This window comes from Paenalicyclobacillus cellulosilyticus (genome assembly GCF_014647315.1).
Taxonomy (GTDB): domain Bacteria; phylum Bacillota; class Bacilli; order Alicyclobacillales; family Alicyclobacillaceae; genus Alicyclobacillus_J; species Alicyclobacillus_J cellulosilyticus.
Genome location: NZ_BMOY01000075.1, coordinates 1 through 3,120 on the forward strand (window position 1 = coordinate 1; position 3,120 = coordinate 3,120).

The following is a 3,120-nucleotide window of genomic DNA, read 5'->3' on the forward strand; positions in this document are numbered from 1 at the left end:
GGCCGGTGCGGCGCCGGCTGAAACGCCTGTCACCTTGGCCGCGGCCGGTCCGGCCGGCGGGCGCAGGGCGGCGGCAGGGGTGGCGGAGACGGCGGCGGCCGTTGCTGCCAGCCTGCCCGGGCACAAACTGGTCGCCGCCCACGAGCTGTTGCAGAGTGTACGGGAATACGGACACTTGGCCGCGCGTGTCAATCCCCTCTACCCGCCGACCGAAGAAGTGCCGCGCATCAGTCGTGAAACGTACGGGCTGAGCGAGGAGGATCTGGCCGCGATGCCGGCTGCGGCGCTGTGGCCGGACGCGCCGGCCGACGTGAAAACGGGTCTCGATGCGTACCATCGCTTGCTCGAGGTGTACACCGGACCCATCGCATACGAGTTTGCGCACGTGCACGAGCCGGACGAGCGGGAGTGGTTGCGCCGTGCGGTGGAGTCCGGCGAGCTGTGGCCGCGCCTGTCGGCGGAAGACAAGAAGGCCCTGTTGTACCGCCTGACAGAGGTCGAGGGCTTCGAGACGTTCCTGCATCGCACGTTCGTCGGCCAAAAGCGGTTCTCCATCGAGGGCGTCGACATGCTGGTGCCGATGCTCGACGAACTCATCAAGCGGGCGGTGTTGAGCGGCACCCGCAACGTCATGATTGGTATGGCGCACCGCGGCCGCCTCAACGTGCTGGCGCACGTGCTCGGCAAGCCGTTCGCGAAGATCTTCTCGGAGTTCCATACGGCCCCCAACAAAGAACTCGTCCCGTCGGAAGGATCCATGGGCATCAACTACGGTTGGACGGGCGATGTCAAGTACCACCTGGGCGCCAGCCGGACTATCGGCCAGGGCGAGGTGGTGCAGGCGCGGCTGGTGTTGGCCAACAACCCAAGCCATCTGGAGTTCGTCAATCCGGTCGTGGAAGGCTTCACCCGGGCTGCGCAGGATCAGCGGGATCGCCCCGGTGCGCCTGTCCAGGACCTGGATGCCGCGATGGCCATCCTCATCCATGGCGACGCAGCGTTCCCGGGCGAGGGCATCGTCGCCGAAACGCTCAACCTGTCGCGTCTGCCCGGTTATCAGACCGGCGGGACCGTTCACATCATCGCCAACAACCTGCTCGGTTTCACCACCCCGGCGGAACAAGGGCGCTCGACCCGTTATGCGAGCGACTTGGCCAAGGGGTTCGAAATCCCCATCGTGCATGTCAACGCGGATGATGTGGAGGCGTGTTTGGCGGCGGTTCGCCTCGCCGTCGCCTATCGGGCGCAGTTCCACAAAGACTTCCTCATCGACCTCATCGGCTACCGCCGTTGGGGACACAATGAAATGGACGATCCGGTGGTCACGCAACCTTTGTTGTACGAGCGGATCCACGTGCATCCGCGGGTACGCGAGATCTACGCCCAGGCGCTGATCGACGCGGGCGTGGTCACGGCGGAAGAAGTGCGGCAGATGGAGGCGAAGGTCCAGGAGACGTTGCGCCAGGCCTACGCCAAGGTGCACGAGGTGAGCCAGGAGGAAGACGCCGACCTCGCGCCGGAAGACCCGTGGCCGGGCAACGGCCAGGCGCCGCCGGTCACGCGCGAGCTGTTGGAGGAGATCAACCGCAAGCTGCTTGAGTTTCCGCCGAACTTTGCGGTGTATCCGAAGTTGCAACGCATTCTGGAGCGGCGGCGGCAAGCGTTCGCGGAAGGCGGCGTGATTGACTGGGCGCACGGCGAAGCGCTGGCGTTCGCCACCATCCTCGCCGACGGGATCCCGGTGCGCCTGACCGGCCAGGACGCGGAGCGCGGCACGTTCAGCCAGCGCCATCTGGTGTTACACGACATCCACACCGACGCGCGGTACGTGCCGTTGCACCACTTGCCGCAGGCCAAGGCGTCGTTCGCCATCTACAACAGCCCGCTGTCCGAGGCGGGGGTGTTGGGGTTCGAATACGGGTACAGCATTCAGGCACCGCGCGCGCTGGTGCTGTGGGAGGCTCAGTACGGGGACTTCGCAAACGCCGCCCAGGTCATCATCGACCAGTTCATCGCCTCCGGCATCGCGAAGTGGCGTCAGTCGTGCGGACTGGTGATGCTGTTGCCGCACGGGTATGAGGGGCAGGGGCCTGAACACTCGAGCGCCAGGCTGGAGCGGTACCTGCAGTTGTCGGCCGAGTACAACTGGGTGGTGGCGAATCCCACCACGTCGGCCCAGTACTTCCACCTGCTGCGGCGCCAGGCGCACCGCGGCCAGAAGCACCCGCGGCCGCTGGTGATCATGACGCCGAAAAGCCTCCTGCGCAATCCGGCGGCCGCATCGCCGTGGCAGGAGTTTGTGGACGGGCGGTTCCAACCGGTGCTGGAGAGCCGCTTTGGACGTCAACACCCGGAGCGGGTGAAGCGGTTGGTGTTGTGCAGCGGGAAGGTGGCCATCGAGTTGGAGGCGGCGTTGCAGAACGTCCCGCAGCCGGATGCGGTGCACATCGTGCGGCTGGAGCAGTTGTACCCGCTTCCGGCGGCGGCGCTCAAGGAGGTCCTCGCGCGCTACGGACATGTGCAAGACGTGGTGTGGGCGCAGGAGGAACCGGAGAACATGGGTGCCTGGCGATACATCGAACCGCAGTTGCGCGCGTTGTTGCCGGATCGCCGTATCCGGTACGTCGGCCGGCCGGAGCGCTCCAGCCCGGCGGAGGGGCTGGCCGACATGCACAACGTGTTGCAGCAGCAGAACATCCTGGCCGCGCTGGGGTTGGATGCGTGAAAGAAAAAGAGAAACATGCGAGGGGTGGAGGAGATGTTCGAAGTACGGGTCCCGGAATTGGGCGAATCGATTGTCGAAGCGACGGTGGGGCGTTGGCTCAAGCAGCCTGGAGATCCGGTGGCGGCCGGGGAAGCCGTGGTGGAGCTGGAGACCGACAAGGTGAATCTCGAGGTCATCGCCGAACAGGGGGGTGTGCTGCACGACATTTTGAAGCCGACAGGCGAGACGGTCGGCGTGGGCGAGGTGCTGGCCACCATCGCCGCGGCCGGGGAAGCAGCCGGCACCGCAGCGGCCACGCCTGCCGCCGCGGGCGCGGCCGGTACCAAAGCGGCCACGCCTGCCGCTCCGGCGCCGGACGCCAAGGCGCCTCATGAGACGCCCGCGCGGGCCGCGGC

General features: G+C 66.6%; 2 protein-coding genes. Both read left to right on the forward strand.

All coding sequences use genetic code 11. The annotated features are described in order from the left end of the window. The coding region (locus IEX97_RS12780; protein ID WP_188883495.1) for a 2-oxoglutarate dehydrogenase E1 component at positions 1-2,725 on the forward strand (2,725 nt) is incomplete at its 5' end. 33 nt (positions 2,726-2,758) lie between these two features. Further along, positions 2,759-3,120: biotin/lipoyl-containing protein (locus tag IEX97_RS12785; protein ID WP_308426211.1), on the forward strand; the 362-nt coding region annotated here is incomplete at its 3' end.